The sequence below is a fragment of the Neorhizobium sp. T7_12 genome (assembly GCF_002968535.1).
Lineage (GTDB): Bacteria > Pseudomonadota > Alphaproteobacteria > Rhizobiales > Rhizobiaceae > Neorhizobium > Neorhizobium tomejilense.
Genome location: NZ_PVBK01000009.1, coordinates 81,109 through 102,271 on the forward strand (window position 1 = coordinate 81,109; position 21,163 = coordinate 102,271).

Here is a 21,163-nt window from a genome sequence, read left to right on the forward strand (position 1 = left end):
TCTCCGCGAGGAAAAGGGAAGGGCGTCCATGGTCACGCTTCATGCGCAATTGGCTCTTCTGCCGGATGGCTGGCAGCAGAATGTAAGGTTGACGATCGAGGCGGACCGGCTCGCCGGAGTCGAGGTCGGCATCGAGGCGGCGGCCGAAGACGAGCGTCATAAGGTGCTGATGCCTGCGATGCCGAACCTGCACAGCCATGCCTTCCAGCGCGCCATGGCGGGTCTCACGGAAGTTCGAGGCCCCGGCGACGACAGTTTCTGGAGCTGGCGGACGCTGATGTACAAGTTCGCACTGTCAATCACGCCGGAACAGGTCGAGGCCGTCGCCTCGCAACTCTATATGGAAATGCTGGAGGCCGGCTTTTCGCGGGTCGGCGAATTCCACTATCTCCACCACGACAGGGATGGCAGCCATTACGCCAATATCGCCGAGATGGCCGAACGCATCGGGGCTGCAAGTACCGAGACCGGTATTGGCTTGACGCTGCTGCCGGTCTTTTATGCGCATTCGGGCTTCGGTGGTGCGGCGCCGATCGAGGGTCAGCGCCGTTTCATCCACTCGATCGACGATTTCGCCAGGACCATAGACGGCTGCCGTCGCCTGACCGCGGCCATGCCCGGTGCTAAACTCGGGGTCGCGCCCCACAGCCTGCGAGCCGTGATCCCGCAGGAGCTCAGGCAGGTCGTGCCGATGGCGGGCGACGGGCCTGTGCATCTCCATATCGCCGAACAGGTGAAGGAGGTCGAGGAGTGCCTCGCCTGGTCCGGCGCCCGACCCGTCGACTGGCTGCTCGCAAACATGCCGGTGACCGAACGCTGGTGCCTCATCCACGCAACGCATATGACCGAGGATGAAACCCGCCGCATGGCGGAAAGCGGCGCTATCGCCGGGCTCTGCCCAATCACCGAGTCCAATCTCGGCGACGGCATTTTCCCCGGTGAGCTTTTCCTCGGGCAGAACGGCCGCTTCGGCATCGGTTCGGATTCGAACATACTGATTTCCGTGGCGCAGGAGCTGCGTCAACTCGAATATTCCCAGCGCCTCGGCCTGAAGAGGCGCAACGTCCTGGCAAAACCGGAAGGTTCGACGGGGCGGCGGCTGTTCGAGACGGCGCTTTCGGGTGGCGGTGTGGCGCTCGATGCGGCTGTCGGCCTGGCTCAAGGCAATTACGCCGATATCGTCTCGCTTGATGTGAAAGATGTTCCCTACCTTGCCGCCGATCAGATTCTCGACCATTGGATCTTTGCGGGCGGAATTGCCGTGGATTGTGTCTGGGCGCTTGGCCGCAAGCAGGTCGAAGGCGGAAAGCATGTCCGGCGGGATGCGATCGGCCGGCGGTTCAGGACGGTAATGCAGGAATTGCTGACACTATGACCAATGGCGGCAAGGAAGCCACCCTTCATCATCGGATTCTGAGCGATATAGAGGGGCGGATCGTCTCCGGCGAATGGCCTCCCGGGTATCGCCTGCCTTTCGAGGTCGATCTTGCGGTACAATACGGCTGCTCGCGGATGACGGCCAACAAGGTGCTGACGCATCTGGCGAGGACCGGGCTGATCGAGCGCCGCAAGAAGTCCGGCAGTTTCGTGGCGCAACCGGTGACGCAGGCCGCAGTGCTCGAAATCCATAGTATCGAGGCGGAGGTCCGCTCCCTCAAGCTTCCCTATTCCTACCGGCTGGAGAGGCGGGTTCGACGCGAGGCGAACCCCGTCGATCGGCAGCACCTGGAGCTTTCGGAAACGGCTCCGGTCCTCGATCTCGTCTGCCTTCACCATGCCGGCGAGCGGCCGTTCTGCCTTGAGGAGCGGCTGATCAACCTGACGACGGTGCCCGAAGCGGAAGGCGAGGATTTTTTGGAGTCGGCGCCGGGGACGTGGCTGATCAGCCAGATCCCGTGGAGCGCTGCGGAGCATCGTATCTATGCCCAGTCGGCCAGCGCGGAGGTCGCAAAGACGCTCGATATTTCCAGGAACGCGGCCTGTCTGGTCATCGAACGGCGGACCTGGGGCAGCACCGGCCCGGTAACATTCGTGCGTTTCACCTATCCCGGCGACCGGCACGCATTGGTCGCCCGGTTTACACCCGGCGGAGAGAGCTAGTCGACGCCACTGCGCTATCAATACCCTTCGCCGGTCAGGGCGTCAGAGGCACAATGATCTCGAATTCAGTCCCTGCGCCGGTCGCCTGCCGCAGGTGAATCGTGCCGCCGTATGATCCCAGCATGGTGCGGACGATGTCGAGGCCCATCCCGGTGCCGCCCTGTTCGCGACGGGTCGAAAAGAAAGGTTGAAAGACGCGTTCCGGGTTTCCCTCCGAAATGCCGCTGCCGTTGTCGCGCACCAGAATGGTGGCGGTTCGCGCGTCGGCCGCCACAACCAGTTCCAGTCTGGTGGCGCCGTGCTGAGCCGCGTTTTCCGCAAGATTGGCGAGGACGATGCCGGCTGCTTCGAACGGCAGGGCGACGGTACTTTGCGTGTCTCCCAAGCCGAAAATTTCAAGACCGGGAAACCGTTTGCGCAGCAGGGGCAGGATATCTTCGACGCTCGTTTCGCCCTGAGCCATGGGAAGCTCCGCCTGAGCCAGCTCCCTCAACCTCGACAGCAAGGCGTCGAGCCTTTCCGCATCGGCGATGATATTGTCGAGAAAACGCAGGCGTTGCGCTGTCGTCATCGGTAGATCGGCCTGGTCGTCGCGCAGCAGTTCGGCAGCGCCCCGGATCGCGGTCAATGGCGATTTGAGTTCGTGGGAGACATGCGCGGCAAAGGAGCGGACATATTCGGTGCGGTCGACCAGCCTGCCCGCGAGGTCGAGGAAGCTTTGCGACAGTGTCGCGATCTCGCGCGTTCCATAACGTTCCAGCGGCCGGATTGCCGCCTTGCCGCCACGGGCGATCTCCTCGGTACGGGCGATCAGCGCATTGATGGGGCGGGTTATGGTGCGGGCAAGCACATAAGCGACCGCGAGCGTCAGTGTGAGGACGACGACCAGTGCCCCCGTTTCGGCGGGCGTCATCCGGATCGAGGTCGTTTCCGTGGCACGAAACCAGATGATGATCAGGACCGGCAGTGCCATCACGGCCAGAAGCACCGCGTACACGATCAGCGCCAGCGGCGGCCGCCATTTGGTCCGCACCCTTGGCGCCGTCATCACGCCTTCCTCCCGAGATCGCTGCCCAGCCTGAAGCCGACACCGTGAACGGTAGCGATAATGCCGATCGCGCCTGCCGCCGAAAACTTGGCCCGGATGTTGCGGATATGGCTGTCGATCGTGCGATCCGCCACGTGGATGCCGGGGCCATAAGCCGCCGCCATCAGCTGCTCGCGGCTGAACACCATTTCAGGGCGGGAAAGCAGCGCATCCAGAATGGAAAATTCGAGCGCGGTGGTCGTGACTACGGAGCCGCCGAAGCTCACGGTCCTGCCGGCCCGGTCGAGACTGATCTCTCCGGCGACGAGGATATTCCCGCGGTTGTCGAAACCGCCGCCATTGCCACTGCGCTTCAGGATCGCCTTGACGCGGGCGATCAGTTCGCGGGGGCTGAAGGGTTTTGTGACATAGTCGTCGCCGCCGATCTCAAGCCCCAGCACCCTGTCGATCTCCTCGTCCCGGGCCGATAGGAACAGGATCGGAAGCCCGGAGGTCCTGCGGATCTGGCGGCAGACCTCCAGGCCATCCATTTCCGGCATGCCGATATCGAGAACGACGAGGTCGATGTTTCCTCGATGGAAGGCCATCATTGCTTCGGTGCCGTTGCGGGCGGTCGTCGACACCATGCCGGCGCGCTCCAGGGCAAAGCAGATCACGTCGCGGATATGAGGTTCGTCATCGACGACGAGGATGCGATGCGCCATGATGGGTCCTGCAGAAATTTACCGCCGCTGTTGTTATCGTTCTTCTTCTATCTTGCAATGGTTGCAGGTGAGCGAAGATAGGCTTCGATCCGCTCCGCGCGGAAACTCCAGTTCCGCCAGTCACGCGGCCGGGCGGCAAAATCATGGCCAAGCGACTGCCTGACCAACAGCGCCCTGTGCTTCTTGTCGATCGCCTCGTCGGGCAGGGCGGAGAGATAGAGATCAAGCGCCGGGATGGCGGAGGGGCCGAGCGACGACAGGTAGTCGACATCAAGCGGGACGCCCTCATGGCTCAGTTCCAGGCTGTGCGTGACGTTGAAACGGGCGATGAAGGCGGAAAAATCGATGAAGGCACTGAGATAGAGCACGCCTGCCAGCACGGCTATATTCGTGGCGATCAGCCATTGGTTGGATTGGCGCAACACGATCCGCAGCAGGATCAGGACAAGTCCGACGGCAACCAGGCCCATCCATATTCCGGCGGCAACGCGCAGTTCCGTCAGCGAATACATCTCGACATAGAGGTCGAGCCGCAGGATCGACGACAGGCAGAGAAGCACGTTCTGGCCGATCCAGACATGCACGAGGCCGCGGATCAGAGGGCTTTTGTCGCCGGGGCCGCCGCGACGCATGGCGATCAGAACGAAGGCTGCGGCAAGCAGAGCCGTGGCGATCAGCGGATAGGCGCCGCGATGGGCATATTCCGCATGGGTCATGCCATCCGGGAGATCGACACCGCCCCAGAGATAGAGGAGATCCAGCAAGGTCTGCATCGCAAAGAGCGCATTGAAGAGGAGCAGCGACCGCAGCAGAGAGGCATGGGTGAGAAACGGAATTTCGGTTGGATCCGCGGCCGTGTCGTCTGCCCGGCGTCGAGCGATCCTGCGCTTGAGGCGCGGCCGCAGCATGGCCCAGACAAAAGCGGCCATCGCCAGCCAGAAGCCGATCCGCCAGAGATCCATGAATTGCAGCAGGAATGCGAGATCGATGCTGCGCAGCGCGTCTTCGATCAGCGGATTGGCGACGGCGAAGAGAAGCAGGAAAACCGAAGCGAGAATGAGCGGCACCATCCAGATGCCGAGGTTGCGCCAGATTGCGGCAAAGGACGAGCGTTCAGCCCGCAAGGCAAGATGTTTTTGGAAATCCCGGAGAAGTCGTAACGGGACAACCAGGACAAAACGAAAAAGGACCGCGGGAAGACCGCTCGGCCGCTGCGGCACGAGCCCAACGCTCGCCAGCGCAACACACATGATCGCGCCAAGTGAAATCGCGATGCCCATTGGTGATGGGGTTTCGATAAGCGGCGCCGAGGCGAAAGCCGAAAAACCGAACAGGAGGGCCGCCGTCAAGGGCTGCGCGCGCCGCCTTGCCGACAAGAGAATCGCGGCGGTTACCAAAATCGCAAACAGGAAGAGGTTGAGCCCAGGCGCCTGACCGAAGATCAGGAAATCCGAAATCGCCACGACCGCCAGAAGTGCGGCGATCCGGTTGGCTCCGCGTGCCCTGGGCATCGGTGCCGTCAGCTTGTCAGTCATCTGCACTGCTGGTCCTCTCTCTGACGCCGCCTTCGATCACAATGAGCATGGTCGCCGGACGCCGGTCAGGAGGAATTCCTTCGGGTTGGCGATCGTCCACCAGCCACCATCCGTCATGGCGGAGGCGATCTGGCAGTGTCGAGGGAGTGATGTGGAGCGGGGTGCTGCTCTTGTTCATGACAAGAGAATGCCGGACCGGATTGCAGAATCTGTGCAGGTGGCAAGGAGTAATTCAGGAGAGTGGCGAGGCCGCGGTCCGCGCTTTCGTAGTGCGGCCATCCAGCGAAGAAGCATGGTTCATCGCTGGATGATTTCATCCGAAATCATGGATACGAAGGATCAGACCACTGGTCGCGTGGCCTGTACCGGCTCCTCGATCGCCTGGATCGCTTCATAGGCGGAAAGCACGGTCTCCATCTGCGCCGTGTGGCCCTGAATGAAGGCCGGACCATAGATGGTTTCGTCCGGATATTCGGTGATCAGCGTCAGCGGAACCGTGTGGCGGTCGTCGATCGAGATCAGGCAGGGGAAACCGTTGATGATGCGGAAGCCGGTCTCGCCGGCATGGGTTTCGAAAAGCTTGATCTGTGCGGCATTGTAGGCGACGAGGCCGGGAATAGCGGCGAGGTGGCGGCTGACGCGGTCGATCAGGATTTCCGCCTGCGCCGTCCATTCGGCGTGATGGCGCATGATGAGGAAAAAGCCCTTCGGCACCGTCCACATGGCGAATGTGCGCGGCACGTAGCCGGAAAGCGGCCGCGTCCATTCATGCGAAGGATAGCCGTGCAGATTGACGTGCAGCTTCGCACCGCTCAGCCTTTCCGCTTCAAGGCGGATCGCCTTTTCGAACAGCTCCTTGCCCGAGCGGTATTCGAGATCGTCGCCAAGCGCGGTATACCGCGCCGCATGGTGCATGTGCAGCGGGTTGTCAGTGCGAAGTCGCCAGTGCACCTGATAACCGTCGGGATTTTCGAGCGGCGATATGACGAAATGCGCGTTCGGTCTTGAACTCAGCGTCTGCGCGGCACGCAAAGCGCCGACGATGCCGGTCGTCTCGTTGGCATGCTGGCCGCCGCTGATGATGACGGGCTTGTCGCCGCCGGCGTGATAACGGGCCTCCACGGCGCGGCCGGTCCGCGAACGGGCTTCGAAGGCGACGCCATCTATCGTAGTGAGTTCCCGGCGGATCTGCGCCACTGAGACGGGCGACACGGCGGAGGCGAGGCGCTGCGGCTCGGTTATGGCCTCGGAGGTCCAGAGCGGGCGCGTTTCGATGCGGACGGAGACGGTTTCTCCGTGACGAATCTCCGGGATGATCTGCCCCGGCTGCAGGCCCCGGTCGCCGATCGGCCGGCCGGACTTTTTCTGGAAGATTTCCAGAAGCGTGAAATAGAAATCCTCGTGCAGCGCCTCGCGCAGGCTGACGACCTCTTCGCCGACGGCCAAACGCCGGTCTTCGGCCGGCAGGGTGACGGCGATATTGAGCTCGTCGAAATAAGGTTCCGTAGCCCCCCAATCATGGGCCGCGACGGCTTCGACGGCCGAGGAGAACAGGAGTTCGTAGTCGGTCTCCAGCCGTTCGCCGGCTCCGCCGTCGAGGCACAGCCAGCCGGTCGGCGACAGCAGCGTTTCGCCGATGAAATCCGTATGGAGCCGGTTCGGCGCGAAGACTTTACGGGTCTCGAGGCTGCCGTCCCTGGCGGTCAGCGTCACTACGTAAAAGGCATCTTCGGACCCGGCCTCGAAGGTCAGCCGCGCTTCGTTTACAAGACCGGCCAGAGGATAGGCTTCGAGCAGGAAACGGTTTTTCGGGCAAGCCCGATGAACGGGGTAGACGATATGCAGAGCCGAAAGGCTCTCGAGATCGACCTCCTCGAGAAAGAAATGCAGCAACGGCTTGTAGGCGCTGCGGAACTTCGCCTCGACGCCTGCGGCGGCAAGTATCGCCTCGGCCTTCCCGCGGCTCTGTTCGTCGTCGAACACCCAGGCTTCGATCCTGGTCCCCTTGGCGCTGGAAAAGCGCGCGACGAGGGTGTCGAGCGTGCGACCGACCTGCTGTTCGTGGATCAGTGTCATGCGGAGGTTCTGCCTGTGGGATCGAGACTGTCGCGCAGCCAGTCGCCGAGGAGGTTGAGGCCAAGGACGGTGAGGAGGATTGCAAGGCCGGGGAAAACGCTGACCCACCAGGCGGTCTGCAGATAGGTGCGGCCTTCGGCGAGCATGCCGCCCCAACTCGGGATGGTCGGGTCGATGCCGAGGCCGAGGAAGGTGAGGCTCGATTCGAGCAGGATATTGGTGGCGACGTTGAGCGTCATCAGCACGATGACCGGTCCGATAAGGTTGGGCAGCAGGTGCTGGACGATGATCCGCCAGTCCTTGACCCCGATCGCGCGGGCCGAAAGGATGAACTCCCGCTCGCGCAACGTCAGCACCGAGCCGCGGACAAGGCGGGCATATTGCACCCATTGCGAGAGGATCAGCAGGATGATGGTATTCGCCAGCCCGCCGCCGACGATGGCGATGAAGGTGATGGCGAGCAGGATGAAGGGCATTGCCAGCTGGATATCGGCAAACCGCATCACCAGCATGTCCCAGATGCCCCGATAATACCCGGCGATCAGCCCCATGACGACGCCGATGGTGACGCCGCCGGCAACCGAGACGAAGCCGACCAGCAACGAGATCTTGCCGCCGGCCATGACGCGGGCGAGCACGTCGCGTCCGAGCGGATCGGTGCCGAAAACATGTGCCGGCCTGACGAATGGCGGTACGAGGCGCGACATCAGGTCGATCTTTTCGGCGCCGCCCGGAAAAATCACGCCGGAAAAGATGACGGCAATGCCGATGACGCCGACCAGCAGGGCACCGAGGACAAATTCGAGTTTCAGGAAATTCGAGGAAGCAGTGCGCGAGGCCATGGCTCTCACTCCGTCCGGATGCGGGGATCGACAAGGCCGTAGGCGATGTCGACCAGAAGGTTGATGCCGATGATCATCAGCGACAACACGGTGATGACCGCCTGCAGCACCGGATAGTCCCGGGCGCCGACGGCGTCGAAGGCAAGCGTGCCGAGGCCCGGCCAGTTGAAGACGCGCTCGACGACGACGATGCCGCCCAGCAGGCCGCCGAACTGCAGGCCGAAATAGGTGATCAGCGGAATGGCGCAGTTCCTCAGCGCATGTTTGTAAAGCACGGCGTTTTCGCTGAGACCCTTGGCGCGGGCGACCATGATATATTGCGAGCGCAGCGTCTCCAGCATGGTGGTGCGCACCAGGCGGACATTGGTCGCGGTCAGGATGATGCCCATGGTGACGGCCGGCAGGATGAAGCTTTCAAATCCGTCCATGCCGCTCGGCGGCAACAGAGGCAGGGCGATCGCGAAAAGCAGCACCAGCATGGTGGCCAGCCAGAAATTCGGGAATGACAGGCCGACGAGCGACAGGATGCGGATCATCTGGTCGGCCCACTTGCCACGCGTGGTGGCGGCCTTGATGCCGAGCGGGATGGAAATCACGATCGAGACGATCAGCGAGGTGAAGGCGAGCGCCAGCGTCGCCGGCAGCGCCTTGCCGATCAGCAGCGACACCGGCGTGCCGCCGAGGAAGCTGTTGCCGAAATCAAGCGTGAATATGCCCTTGAGGAAATTGAAGTACTGGACGAAGAACGGCTCGTTGAGGCCGAGGCCCTCGCGGATTTTCACGAGATCGGCCTCGGTGACGCTGCCGGCTCCCTGCGTCAGCATCAGCGCCGGGTCACCGGTGAGACGGATCGCGAAGGCGACCGTCAGTGTCACGGCGATCACGACGAAAATCGCCTGAGCCAAGCGTTTCAACAGGAATGCGGCCAATCTCTCGTTCCCTTGTTTTCTTGTTGGAGCCGCCGCCCCCAGTCGAAGGCGGCGGCTCGCGAAGTTTTAGTCGACGGTGACGTCGGTGAACTTCAGGCGGCTATCCGGCACCGGCGTGAAATTCTTCACCCGCTTATTGATGCCGAAGATGGCCTTCAAATTGTAGAGCGGCATTTCCAGCGCCCGGTCGGCGGCGTAATGGGCGATTTCCTGCAATAGCTTTTCGCGCTGGGCAACGTCGGTGACGGTGCGCTGCTTGGCAAGCATATCGTCCATCTTCGGATCGCTGTCGTAGGGGTTCCACTTTTCCTTGGTCTTGTACATCGAGACCGCAGTGTTGTCGTAGTCGAGCGTCCAGCCGCCCCACGACTGCTGGAACATCGCTCCCGTCTTTCCATTCGGGATGATGTCGTTCAGCAGGACGTTTGTTTCATAAGGCTTGATCGTCGCGGTGATGCCGATCACCTGCAGATAGGCGGAGATCGCCTGGGCGACTTCGATGAAGGTCGCCTCGTTGCCGCGTAGGTCGATCTGCAGGGCAGCGCCCGGAGCGACGCCGGCTTCCTTCAGGAGCGCCTGGGCCTTGGCCGGATCGAAGGGCAGCGGCTTCATGGCCTTGTCGAAGCCGAAGGACAGCGGTCCCTGGAAGCTTGCGATCGGTTCCGCCTGCCCACCGAGGATCGTCTTGATGATCGCATCGCGATCGACGCCCATGATCAGGGCCTGGCGGACCTTCGGATCCTTGGTGATGCCGTCGCGCGTGTTGAAGCGCAGTGCGTAGACTGTCGGGCCCGGCGAGGTGACCACGGCGAGCTTGGCATTGCCCTGGATGGTCGGGATCATGCCGATCGGAATGGTCGGCGGAATGACCAGATCGACGCGGCCGGCCTGCAGTTCGGCAACCGCTGTCGCCGGCTCGGAGATGAACTTGTATTCGAGATCCGAAATTTTTGGCGCGCCGCCGAAGTAGTCCGGGTTAGCGGCGAGGACGATGTTCACCTTCGGCTCGTAGGAGACGAATTTGAAGGCGCCGGTACCGACCGGATGGGCGTTGAAATAGGCGTCGCCCTTTTCGGCGATATATTTCGGCGGAACGATCATGCCGCCGTAACCGGCGAGCTTGGTGAGGATGACCGGATCGGCGACTTTCATCTTGAACTCGACGGTGTTGGCGTCGATGATCTCGACGCTGCCGATCGAATTGTAGTTGGACTGTTGCGGACCTTTGGCGCCTTCGGCTCCGAGCAGGCGGTCGAAGGTGAATTTGACGGCATTGGCGTCGAAAGCCTCGCCATTGTGGAATTTCACGCCTTCACGCAGCTTGAAGCGGATGCGCATGCCGTTGTCGAGCACTTCCCAGGAAGTCGCGAGACCCGGGACGAGCTTCAGGTCGGGGCCGCGATAGGTGAGGCCGTCAAAGATATTGGTCGAGACCGAGGCCCAGTTGACCAGGAATGTGTCGATCGGATCCCAGCTGCCCGGATCCTGCGGCGAGGACACCGTCAGCTTGCCGGCGGCGAGAGCCGAGACCGGCGCGAATGCCGTGCCTGCGAGCGCCATCGCCACGAATGCCGTCCGCAAGCCCCTCTGCATTTTTATCATCGTTTTTGCTCCTGTTGAAAAACCGAATGTCAAATCGTCACGCGCTGCGCGCCACGTAATGTCCGGGCGCGATCTCCTCCCGGGCGAGAAGCACCGGCTCGTTGCCGACAGCCCTGACCGGGCTTGGAATGTCTCCCTCGATCATCGCCAGCGGCTTGCGCCGGCGCGGATCGGCGACCGGCACGGCCGAGAGAAGCCGGCGCGTATAGTCGTGCGACGGCGTTTCGAAGATCTGGCGGCGATTGCCGAATTCCATGATCTGCCCGAGATAGAGCACCGCCACCCGGTGGCTCATCTTCTCGACCACGGCCATGTCGTGGCTGATGAAGAGGTAGGCGAGGCCGCGTTCTTCCTGCAGGTCCATGAACAGGTTGATGATCTGGGCCTGGATCGAGACATCAAGTGCGGAAAGCGCCTCGTCGGCGATGATCAGCTTCGGTTTCGAGGCGAGCGCGCGGGCGATACAGACGCGCTGGCGCTGGCCGCCGGAGAACTCGTGCGGATAACGGCGGGCATGCGCGGAGGTGAGGCCGACCCGTTCGAGCAGGGCATCGACGGTTTTTGCGATCTCCTTCTCGTTATCGAGAAGGCCGTGGGTGCGGATCGGCTCGGCGATCGAGAAACCGACCGTCTTGCGCGGATCGAGCGAGGCGAACGGGTCCTGGAAGATATATTGCACGTCCCGGCGCAGGTTGTGCCGTTCCGCCATGCTCATCGCCGACAGTGGCTTGCCCGAGAAGGTGATATTGCCGGCCGTTGCCTTTTGAAGCTGCTGGATGGTACGGCCGATCGTCGATTTGCCCGATCCGGATTCGCCGACCAGCGCCAGCGTCTCACCTGGATGGATGTCGAAAGAGACCTTTTCCACCGCATGGACGCGGTGAGTGACCTTGCCGAGCAGGCCCTTCTTGATGTCGAAACGCACCACGAGATCGCGCACCGACAGGAGCGGAGCGGCATCGTAGCGGGCAGTATTCTGGATGCGCTCGACACCCGAGAGCCTTGGTTCTCCGTCTTCGAGCACGGTCAGCGGCAGGCGCTTGGGAAACTCTTCGCCGGTCATGCTGCCGAGCTTCGGCACTGCTGCGAGCAGCGTGCGCGTATAGGCATTGGTCGGCCGTTCGAAAATATCGAGAGCCTTGCCCTTTTCCACCGCCTTGCCCTTCCACATCACCACCACGTCGTCGGCCATCTCGGCGACGACGCCCATGTCATGGGTGATGAAGATGACGGCGGCGCCGAGTTCCTTCTGCAGGTCGCGCAAGATATTGAGGATCTGCGCCTGGATGGTGACGTCGAGCGCCGTGGTCGGCTCGTCGGCGATCAACAGCCGCGGCCGGCAGGCGAGTGCCATGGCGATCATCACCCGCTGGCGCATGCCGCCCGAAAGCTGGTGCGGATAACGGGTCAAGAGTTCCGCGGCATCCGGCAGGCGGACCATGTCGAGCAGCCGCTTCGCTTCGGCGAGTGCCGCGCTGTTCGACTTGCCCTCATGCAGTTTCAGAATCTCGGCTACCTGGTCGCCGATCGTGAAGACGGGGTTCAGCGAGGTCATCGGTTCCTGGAAGATCATCGAGATCTCCTTGCCGCGAATGCTGCGCATCTTCTTCTGGTCGAGCTTCAGCAGATCGATCTCGCCGGCTGCGGTCTGGAACAGGATGCGTCCGGTCGGATAGCTGGCGCCGAGCATGTCAGCAAGCCGCATGATCGACAGCGACGTCACCGACTTGCCCGAACCGGACTCGCCGACGATTGCGACCGTCTGGCCGGCTGAGACGGAGAAGCTCAGGTTCTCGATGACGCGGGAAGCGCCGAACTCGACCGACAGGTCGTCCACGGCCAGAAGAGGGGTGGAGGCGGTTGGCGTCACGCGGGGAACTCCCTACCGATTGCGGCGGCGCAGGGCGCCTGATTGAAGGCATCGGCAGCGAAATTCACGAGATGCTCGTGACGTCTGGCGTGGCGGCTGCCGGCAGCCACCCCCATCGCTACCCGCCTGCTTTCCCGGCTCCGAATTTCTTTCGGTCTTTCCGTCAACTGCCTCATCCCCGCCTTGATAAGAATATGTCATCACTTTGTCGACAATTTGTCAACGGCGCAACGAGCTGATATTCCCGGCGGTCGGATGGCGAAGGTTCAGATGGTCTCAACTCCGGGCAGGTTCACTTGTTTCCGCCCCGTTGAAGGTCCCGGCCTAGCGGAAATGCAAGACAACCGGCGTATCGTCGAACGTTTCCACCCGCATCTCGAAACCGAAGATGGCTTGCAGGGTGTTGGGCGTCAGCAGGTCGGAAGGCGTGCCGTCGGCGACAATCCGGCCGGCTTTCATTGCCACGATCCGGTCGGCATGGGCACCCGCCTGGTTGATGTCGTGCAGCACGATGACAATGGTCTTTCCGTTTTCATCGGCGATCCTGCGGAGCGAACGCATCAGTTCCCGGGCGAAATACATGTCGAGATTGTTGAGCGGTTCGTCGAGCAGCAGATAGTCCGTCCCCTGGGCAAAGGCCATCGCCACCAGGGCTCGCTGCCGCTGGCCTCCGGAAAGGGTTTCGATGAAGCGGTCGGAAAGATCCGTCAGGTCGAACTGCTGCAGCGACTGGTCGATGATGGCGTAATCGTCAGGCGTCAGGCGTCCGCGTCCATGCGGAAAACGGCCGAAGCCCACGAGTTCGCGCACGCGCAGCCGGCTGGTGACGATCGAATCCTGCCGCAGGATGGCGAGGATTCGGGCGAGATCGCGGTTCGGTGTCGTGTCGACGGGGAAACCGTCGACACTGATCCTCCCGGCCTGCAACGGCTGCAGCCGGGAGATGAGCGACAGGAGCGAGGACTTGCCTGCGCCGTTCGGGCCGACCAGAGCGGTGATGCCGCCCTTCGGGATCGTCAGCGAAATGTCGTGGAGGATCTGCGTCTGGCCGTGCCGCAGCGAGACGTTTTCTATCCGGATCATTTGCGGCTCCCGAAAACGAGCAGAACAAGAAAGGCGAAGCCGCCGACGAATTCGATGACGACGCCGAGTGTCGAACTGCTGCCCAGAGCATGCTGAAACAGCGTCTGTCCGCCGACGAGGATGATGACGGCCGTCAACATGGTGGCCGGCATCAGAGCTGCGTGGCTGCGCGTATCGACGATGCGTTCGGCAAGCGCCACGACCAGTAGGCCGAAAAATGCGACAGGCCCCACCAGCGCCGTCGAAACGGCGACAAGCGCCGAGACAAGCAGCAGCAGCCCGGTGACGCTGCGCGACCAGCTGATCCCGAGCCCGGTCGCCGTATCGGCGCCGAGCGCAATGACATCGAGCACATGCCGGGCTCTCCATGCGATCACCATGCCGGCGATTGTGAGGATGGCGGCGAAGGCAAGAAGGTCGGTGCGGACGTCGTTGAAGTCGGCGAAACTCGCGCCCTGGACGACGGCGAAGTCATTGGGATCGATCAGGCGCGCCAGCAGCGAATGCAGGCTACGAAACAGGATGCCGAAGATGATGCCGGCGAGCAGCATCAGACCCATGTCGGTGCGGCGGCGGAGCATCGGCAGGAGGAGGCCCGTTGCCAGTGCCATCAGTACGACAATCTCGCCGCCGAACTTGAGCTGCGCGTCGAGCGCCGCATAACCGAGCCCGCCGAGCAGGAAGACGAGCAGCATCTGGCCGAACAGGTAAAGCGCGTCGAGACCCATGATCGACGGTGTCAGGATACGGTTGTTGGTGACGGTCTGGAAGATCACCGTCGAGACGGCGATCGACACGCTCACCTGCAGAAGGGCGGCAAGCTTCATGGCGCGCAGGGCGAGCACGAAGCCGATATTGCCGCGCAGCCCGATCGTCATGAAGGCGACGATGCAGAGGAGGGCTGCCCCGGCAAGCCAGAGAAGCCGGCGATCGGGCATGTGCCGGCGCTCAGACATGGGAAGGCCGCCGGAACAGAAGCCAGAGGAAGATCAGTCCGCCGACGCAACCCATCATCGTCCCAACCGGAATTTCGTAAGGATAGCGGAGCAGCCGTCCAAGGATGTCGCAGCCGAGCACCAGGATCGCGCCGCTGGCGGCCACGAAAGGCAGCGTGCCGCGCATATTGTCGCCCATCAGCCGAGAGACGATGTTCGGCACCACGAGGCCGACGAAGGGGATCATGCCGACGACCACGACGCTCAAGGCCGAGATGACGGAAACGATGATCAGCCCGAGCTGCAGCATGCGCGCATAGTCAAGGCCGAGCCCGATGCTGGCGTCGCGGCCGAGCGCCATGATCGTCAGCCGGTCGGCGACGATCCAGGCGACCACCACCATCAGTGCCCCGAGCCATAGAAGCTCGTAACGGCCGCGCAGGACGCCGGAAAAGTCGCCATTGGTCCAGACCGAGAGATATTGCAGAAGGTCGGCCTGCCAGGCGACGAAGGTGACTGCCGCGCCGATGACGCCGCCATAGACGAGCCCGAAGAGCGGCACGAGAAAAGGCTGCGTCGGCGGAAGCCGGTGCGCCGTCATCAGGAAGAGCGAGGTCCCGAGAAGAGCGGCGGCACTCGCCGCCAGGCTTTTGAACAGAAGGCTGGCGGAGGGAAGGAGTAAGGTGACAAGCAGGATCCCAAGTTCGGCGCTCTGCGCGGTTCCGGCGGTGGAGGGCTCCACATAGCGGTTGCGGGCAAGCGTCTGCATGATGAGCCCGGCGATCGCCAGGCCGGCGCCGGCGAGGATCGCCGCGAGTGTGCGGGGCAGGCGGCTGACGAGCAGGAGTTCCAGCGCCCGCCCGTCCGAGAACAGCCGGCTGATCGGCATGTCGCCAACCCCGACGCAAAGGCTGAAAACAAAAAGGATCGCAAGCATCAGGCCGGCGATCCACCCCGTTTTCGACGATTGTTTGGCGGCGGCGATGCTCATCTGGCGGCGGTGAACGCCTCAGCGACAGTCGCGACAACCCGCTGTATCGACTGCACCCCGCCGGCGGCGATGTAGAATTCTGCAGCTGGCAGATAGATCATCTGGTTCTTCTTCCAGGCTGTCGTCTTGGCGACCAGTTCGTTGTCGAGCGTCGTCCTGGCGCCCTGTTCGCCGGAACCGATCGCGGCGGCGCGGTCGAGCACCAGAAGCCAGTCGGGATTTGCCTTGGCAATGAACTCGAAGGAGATCGCTTCGCCATGATTGGCGGCTTCGATGTCGGGCACCGCCGCCGGCAGGTTCAGCGCGGCATGCACCCAGCCGAAGCGCGAGCCGGGACCATAGGCGGTGACTTTCGGCCCGTTGGTCATGATGATCAGGCCTTTGCCCTTGCCGGCAATCGCTGCCTTGGCGGCTTCTATCCGGGCATCCAGTTCCTTCACGGCGGAAGCGGCTTCGTCCGTCTTGCCGAAGAGCGCGCCATAGGCAGCCAGCCGTTCCTTGGCCTGGGCAACGAGGTCGTCGCCATCCATGGTCATGTCGATGGTCTGCGCAACCTGCGCGGTCGCCGAAGCCTTGGTCGAGGAGCGGCCGCCGACGATGATCAGATCCGGACCGAGCGCGCTGAGGGCCTCGAGATCGGGCTCGAAGAGATCGCCGACGACTTCCGCGCCCTGTTTCAGAGGCTCCAGTTGCGGGAGGTATAGCTTCTGCGGAACGCCGGCTGGCTTGATGCCGAGGCGATCGAGCGTATCGAGCGCCGCGATATCCAGGACCGCGATCTTGGCGGGTGAGGCGGCAACCTGCACCGGGCCCTTGGCAGTCAGGATATCCACCGCTTGCGCGGGGAGGGCTGAAAAAGCAAAAGCGGCAAAAGCCGCGATCGTCCTCAAGTTCATTCTCTCACCATGTCTTGACCGTGGGCCGAATGCTCGATCAGGCCTCAGGCGGCCCGATCCGGCCGCTGCCATTGCAGGCTTTCCAGATTTTCACGGAAAGCGAAGCGCACGAGATGCCTCTCGATCACCGATTCCGTTTCCGTCAGCTGTTCCTCGTCGGCTGCCGTCGCGAGGATCCTGAGGCCGCCGTCATCCGCATCGAGAATGGCGGTGCCGCAGGCAAAGCGGCACTCCCCATGGGTCTCGGAATAGGAGACGTCGATCTTGTGAGCGAAATGCTTGCACAACTGGACGAGGTATTTTCCGCCGTGTTCGGTGCGCCATTCCGCAGTCGCCTGTAACAAAGCCCTCTCCTTAAGATGACTGTCGCTCTCCACTTATCTCACCCCTGCTGCCGCGGCAACGGGAACGCGGTTGCTGCACGGTCATGTGAACGCATGATCATGTTCTTCAGAACGTCGCCTTGGCGGTCAGAAGGAAGCTGCGGCCCGGTTCGTAAAGCGGGGTCACGTTGCCGAATTCTTGACCATAGGTGGCGCGGTCGGAATAGGTCTTGTCGAGCAGGTTCTGCACCTCGGCGCGGAATGTGAAGTTGGGCAGAGCTTCCGGCTTCCATTCTGCAAAGATATTGACGACTTCATAGGCCCTGAAGGGCGGAGAGCCTGACGTGATATGGTCGTATTCCGGAGCGATCTCGATGTCGCCGCCGATGATCAGCCCCCAGTCCGCGAATGTGTGTGCGGCGGTAACGGTGATGATGTCACCCACAGGCGTCGCGAGGTAGTTCCCCGTTTCGGAATCCGCTGGTCGGCCGTTGATGTCGACGTCGATATGGGCGTATTTCACCTTCACATAACCGCTCGACCACTCATAACCTGCACCGATCTCGAAACCCTTGGATTTCAGATCGTGATTGAGGAGCGCTCCGGCCGCAGCCGGACTGTAGCGGGCAACACGGGCATCGTTGATATCTGTGCGGAACAAGCTGGCTTCAGCGGTGAAGCCCTCATATTTGGCTTCGAGCCCGATCATGTAGTTGTCCGCCGTGACGACTTCCGGGCCATCGGGGCCGTAGCTCCAGAGCGGATTGATGTTGAAGGTCTCTGCCATCGGAACGCCGGCCCATACATGCGAGAAGCCGGCTTTGGCAGTCAGGAAATCGGTAAGATCGTATTCGCCCGAAATGTTGGCGCTCAAGCCGCTATTGTCGAAATCCGAGCCGTTGACGCCTGTGAACCATTGATGATCACCGCGGGCGCCGAAGGAAAGCCGGGTTCTTTCCCACGGCTCAAGCCTTGCCTGCGCATAAATTCCGATATTGCTCGCCTTTTCCCTTCCGGAATCCGTGGACGCTTCAAGCTCCGTCCGGTCATTGTAAAAGTCCACGCCGGCGGTAATGCTGCCGATCTCGAAAGAGAACTTGTTCTCGAACTTGCCGTTGAAACTCGTGGTCTCGCCGGTCGCGGTATAGAGGAAGCCCGGAGAACCATAAACGGGCACGCTGACTTCCGTCCCGCTATAGGCCAACATGATAGTCGGGTCCCACCAGCCTTCCGGGCTGGTGTCCGTGTAGGTGAGGACTGTATTTTGCCGTTCGAGACGATAGTCGCGAATGCGCGGCTCCCAGGGCCGGCCCGTATCGACGAAGCCGGCGTTTGCACGGAACGGGCGGGGCGCATCGTCGACCACGCGGTCGTGGCTGATCTCGATGCGGTCGCCGCTCTCGAATTCATAGGCAAGCTTGCCAAGGCCACTGATGATATCTGTGCTTGTCCCGGAAACCTCGCTTCCGGCGCCGCCGACAAAATCGTCGCCCTTGCCGAAGGTCAGGTAGCCGAGGAACTCGAAGCCCTCACGCTTGCCGTAAGCGGAAAGCCCGGTCGTCACCGTATCGCTGTTGAAATTGTAGGTCGACGTGACGAAGCCGCCGAAGGATTTGCCCGGCGCCAGAAGGTCGATCGCATCCTTGGTCTCGTAGTTGATCGAGCCGGCGAGGGCGCCGGGGCCGGCGTCGGCGGGCGCGATGCCGGCGTCCACGTCCACTGCCTTCAGCAGGCTCGGGTCGATCAGGTTGGTCGCGTTGTGATGGAAGACCTTGTTGTTCTGGCGTGCGCCGTCGATGCTGATGGCGAGATTGGTTTCCTCGACCCCATGGACATAGACCTTCTGCGACATGGGAAGCGAGCTGCCCACCTGTATGCCGGCCTGTTCCCGGAACACGTCAGCGAGGTCGGTCGGGTTGATGCGCTCGAGCTGCTCGGGTCCGATGACCGTTTCGCCGACATCGCCCTCGGCACCCGGTTGGCCTTGTAGGACGATCGGCCTCAGCGTCGTGGCTCCTTCGGTCGGCACGTCGCCGGACGCATTTGCGGGAGTGCCGATGACGGCCGTGCCGTTGGCGATCCTGTAGTTCACGCCCGTCCCTGCGAGCATGCGGGCGAGCGCCTGATCCGGCGTGAGATTGCCGCTGACGGCCTGCGCGGCGACGCCGCGGGAAGTCGAGGCAGCCAGCGTCACCTGAAGGCCGGACTGGCGGCCGAAGGCATTGAGAGCCGAAGCAAGCGGCTGAGCCGGGATATTGAAGCTGCGCGTCGCCGTCTGGGCGAGGGCCGGGGACGCAAAGATCGCGCTTCCGCCAATCGCGGCTGCTGCGACCGTTGTCATCAAGCTCAGTGCAAAAGCGTTCCGCTTGCCCTTTGCCCCCACGCTACGCACTACTCCACTCACCGGCAAAATCATCCGCCCCGTCTCCTGCTACACTGTGTTCGCCAAGGCCCCCCGGCCTGCGCTTCAGGGTAAAGACGACTGCGCCCGGCGCTTTTTTCACCGCATCGCAAAAATTTTCAGGAAATTTTAACGGCCTAGAAAAGCGCAAGCACCCTGAGATAGGGGGAGATGTGGTGCACCCTGCCGCCATAAGGCTGGACCAGCGCCTCGAGGGCCCGATCGGGATCGGAGAGATCGTAGAGGCCGGTGACGCGCCGATTGGCGAGATCGCCGCTCGGGATGCTGATCCACGCGGCATGATAGCGCTGCAGTTCCTCGGCGACCGAGGCGACGGTCACGTCGTTGACGAACAGCCGCCCGTTTCGCCAGGCCGCCATGTCTTCCGGCGCCAATCTTGCTCGCGACACCCGGCCATCGGTGTGGCTGACGGTCATGGAATCGCCGGGAGAAAGCTCGAAGGCGCGCGCCGCGCCGTCGATCGTGAGGCCGACCACGCCGCGAACCAGTTCCACCGTCGTATCTTCGGGCTTGATATGGACATCGAACGCGGTGCCGAGCACGGTGACCTTCACGCCGGCTGCGGTGACGGTAAAGGGCCGCGCCGGATCGTGCTTGACGTCGAAGAAGGCTTCGCCGGAAAGCAGCGTCACATGCCGTGCGCCGTTGGCAAAATCCGCATCAATCGCGCTTTCGGCGCCGAGTTCGACTGCGCTGCCGTCCTCGAGCGTGATCTTGCGCAGCTCGGCCGCTGCGGTCCTGAAATCTGCCCGGTAGCGAATGAAGAGGGAGGGGCCGGCCAATGCCAGCACAAGACAGGCCGCCAGCGCCAGCGCCGCGCCCGCACTCCAGACGCGCCGTCGGTGGTGAGCGGCAAGCATTTTCGCTTGGCCTGCCGGCCGCCAGAGGTCTTCGTGGATGGGCGTCGTCTCGCCCATCAGCTCCCAGGTCTTGCAGGCTTTCGTCCAGGCATCGCGATTTGCAGGCGACCGGTTGAACCAGAAGCTGAAATCGCGCTCGTCGGCGGCTGTACGATGTGGTTCGCGCAGGCGCAGGAACCAGTCCATCGCCTCCTCCAGAATGCTCTCGTCCGTTTTGTCGTGCCCTGCCAAGTCTCAACCTGCTTCGGATGTCTTGCGATCTCTATCCGAAATTCCCCTTCTTGCGTAGGAACGATTGGCTGGTCCGGATTTTTCGCATGTGTGGAGATATTCAGGCGTTTTTCCTGTCGAGCGCGGTGGCGATCTTGACCATGGCGGTCCGCACGTGGCGATGGGCGGTGGCGACGGAGATGCCCAGGTGGTCGGCTACGCCTTCGAGCGTATGGCCACCGAACCGGTACATTTCCACAGCAATCCGGATCTCGCTTGGAAGCGCATCGAGTGCCGCGGCCGCCACACGCACCTCGTCGCCGAACATCACCGTCTGTTCCGGATTGTCGGCGGCTTGTGGAATGGTCCAGAAGGGCGGGTCTTCGGCATGGCCACGATACTCGATCTTGCGGCGCTTCAGGACGTCGAAGGAGAGATTGCGGACGATGCGATAGAGATAGGCAAGTCCCTGGCGCGCTGATTCGCCGGGCGTCTTCCCCGGCGCGAAACGCAGATAGGCCTCCTGCACGATATCCTCGGCCGCCTCTCGGGAACCTAGGATTCGAGCGGCATAGTCGACCAGCGCCGAGCGGTGGGCGAGATAGAGGCTGTGACGACTTTCAGCTTCCAAGGTCATGGGGTCAGAGTATCTGAGCTCGTCTAATATGCTGACCCAGCGCTCGCCACGAGATGCAACGGATGGGTCGATGATATGAATGACATGGTTGGACTCCCTA

At 62.4% G+C, this 21,163-nt stretch carries 18 protein-coding genes; 2 read left to right on the plus strand and 16 right to left on the minus strand.

The window, feature by feature from the left end; genetic code table 11:
* Positions 1 to 28 precede the first annotated feature (28 nt).
* A complete protein-coding gene (locus tag C5J26_RS19360; RefSeq protein WP_105403249.1) occupies positions 29 to 1,375 on the plus strand; it encodes a formimidoylglutamate deiminase in 1,347 nt (448 codons plus the stop codon).
* Positions 1,372 to 2,100: a histidine utilization repressor gene (hutC, locus tag C5J26_RS19365; RefSeq protein WP_105403250.1), complete on the plus strand. Its 729-nt coding sequence runs from the start codon at positions 1,372 to 1,374 to the stop codon at positions 2,098 to 2,100. The genes C5J26_RS19360 and hutC overlap by 4 nt, the downstream gene beginning before the upstream one ends.
* Positions 2,101 to 2,134: 34 nt before the next feature.
* Here the strand turns inward: hutC and C5J26_RS19370 are convergent, their stop codons facing one another.
* The 16 genes from C5J26_RS19370 to C5J26_RS19445 all read right to left on the minus strand — a co-directional run bounded on the left by C5J26_RS19370 (position 2,135) and on the right by C5J26_RS19445 (position 21,063).
* Positions 2,135 to 3,148, minus strand: coding sequence for a HAMP domain-containing sensor histidine kinase (locus C5J26_RS19370; protein ID WP_105403251.1), 1,014 nt, complete (start codon positions 3,146 to 3,148; stop codon positions 2,135 to 2,137).
* The gene (locus C5J26_RS19375; RefSeq protein ID WP_105403252.1) at positions 3,148 to 3,852 is read right to left on the minus strand and encodes a response regulator transcription factor; all 705 of its coding nucleotides are present in this window, start codon (positions 3,850 to 3,852) and stop codon (positions 3,148 to 3,150) included. The genes C5J26_RS19370 and C5J26_RS19375 overlap by 1 nt, the downstream gene beginning before the upstream one ends.
* 47 nt (positions 3,853 to 3,899) lie before the next feature.
* A complete protein-coding gene (locus tag C5J26_RS19380; protein WP_105403253.1) occupies positions 3,900 to 5,393 on the minus strand; it encodes a DUF4173 domain-containing protein in 1,494 nt (497 codons plus the stop codon).
* Between the two features lie 333 nt (positions 5,394 to 5,726).
* Positions 5,727 to 7,463 (minus strand): M14 family zinc carboxypeptidase, encoded by a 1,737-nt coding sequence (locus C5J26_RS19385; protein ID WP_105403254.1) that lies wholly within the window; start codon positions 7,461 to 7,463, stop codon positions 5,727 to 5,729.
* Complete coding sequence (locus tag C5J26_RS19390; RefSeq protein ID WP_105403255.1) at positions 7,460 to 8,305, minus strand: ABC transporter permease; 846 nt, start codon at positions 8,303 to 8,305, stop codon at positions 7,460 to 7,462. Before C5J26_RS19390 ends, C5J26_RS19385 begins: the two co-directional genes overlap by 4 nt.
* A 5-nt stretch (positions 8,306 to 8,310) precedes the next feature.
* Positions 8,311 to 9,234 (minus strand): ABC transporter permease, encoded by a 924-nt coding sequence (locus C5J26_RS19395; protein WP_105403256.1) that lies wholly within the window; start codon positions 9,232 to 9,234, stop codon positions 8,311 to 8,313.
* Positions 9,235 to 9,300: 66 nt separating this feature from the next.
* A complete protein-coding gene (locus tag C5J26_RS19400; protein WP_105403257.1) occupies positions 9,301 to 10,836 on the minus strand; it encodes an ABC transporter substrate-binding protein in 1,536 nt (511 codons plus the stop codon).
* A gap of 37 nt (positions 10,837 to 10,873) precedes the next feature.
* A complete protein-coding gene (locus C5J26_RS19405) occupies positions 10,874 to 12,706 on the minus strand; it encodes an ABC transporter ATP-binding protein (RefSeq protein ID WP_105403258.1) in 1,833 nt (610 codons plus the stop codon).
* A gap of 324 nt (positions 12,707 to 13,030) precedes the next feature.
* Positions 13,031 to 13,789, minus strand: a complete 759-nt coding sequence (locus tag C5J26_RS19410; protein WP_105403259.1) for an ABC transporter ATP-binding protein — start codon at positions 13,787 to 13,789, stop codon at positions 13,031 to 13,033.
* Complete coding sequence (locus C5J26_RS19415) at positions 13,786 to 14,727, minus strand: iron chelate uptake ABC transporter family permease subunit (protein WP_105403260.1); 942 nt, start codon at positions 14,725 to 14,727, stop codon at positions 13,786 to 13,788. Before C5J26_RS19415 ends, C5J26_RS19410 begins: the two co-directional genes overlap by 4 nt.
* Before the next feature lie 10 nt (positions 14,728 to 14,737).
* The gene (locus C5J26_RS19420; RefSeq protein ID WP_105403261.1) at positions 14,738 to 15,715 is read right to left on the minus strand and encodes an ABC transporter permease; all 978 of its coding nucleotides are present in this window, start codon (positions 15,713 to 15,715) and stop codon (positions 14,738 to 14,740) included.
* Positions 15,712 to 16,611 (minus strand): siderophore ABC transporter substrate-binding protein, encoded by a 900-nt coding sequence (locus tag C5J26_RS19425; protein ID WP_105403262.1) that lies wholly within the window; start codon positions 16,609 to 16,611, stop codon positions 15,712 to 15,714. Before C5J26_RS19425 ends, C5J26_RS19420 begins: the two co-directional genes overlap by 4 nt.
* A 44-nt stretch (positions 16,612 to 16,655) precedes the next feature.
* Positions 16,656 to 16,955 (minus strand): DUF2218 domain-containing protein, encoded by a 300-nt coding sequence (locus C5J26_RS19430; protein ID WP_105403263.1) that lies wholly within the window; start codon positions 16,953 to 16,955, stop codon positions 16,656 to 16,658.
* Between the two features lie 106 nt (positions 16,956 to 17,061).
* On the minus strand, positions 17,062 to 19,275 hold the full coding sequence (locus C5J26_RS19435; RefSeq protein WP_245441212.1) for a TonB-dependent receptor: 2,214 nt from the start codon (positions 19,273 to 19,275) through the stop codon (positions 17,062 to 17,064).
* Positions 19,276 to 19,472: 197 nt separating this feature from the next.
* Positions 19,473 to 20,447, minus strand: coding sequence for a FecR family protein (locus C5J26_RS19440; RefSeq protein WP_172724061.1), 975 nt, complete (start codon positions 20,445 to 20,447; stop codon positions 19,473 to 19,475).
* Positions 20,448 to 20,547: 100 nt separating this feature from the next.
* Positions 20,548 to 21,063, minus strand: a complete 516-nt coding sequence (locus C5J26_RS19445; RefSeq protein ID WP_046634306.1) for a sigma-70 family RNA polymerase sigma factor — start codon at positions 21,061 to 21,063, stop codon at positions 20,548 to 20,550.
* Between the last annotated feature and the right edge of the window lie 100 nt (positions 21,064 to 21,163).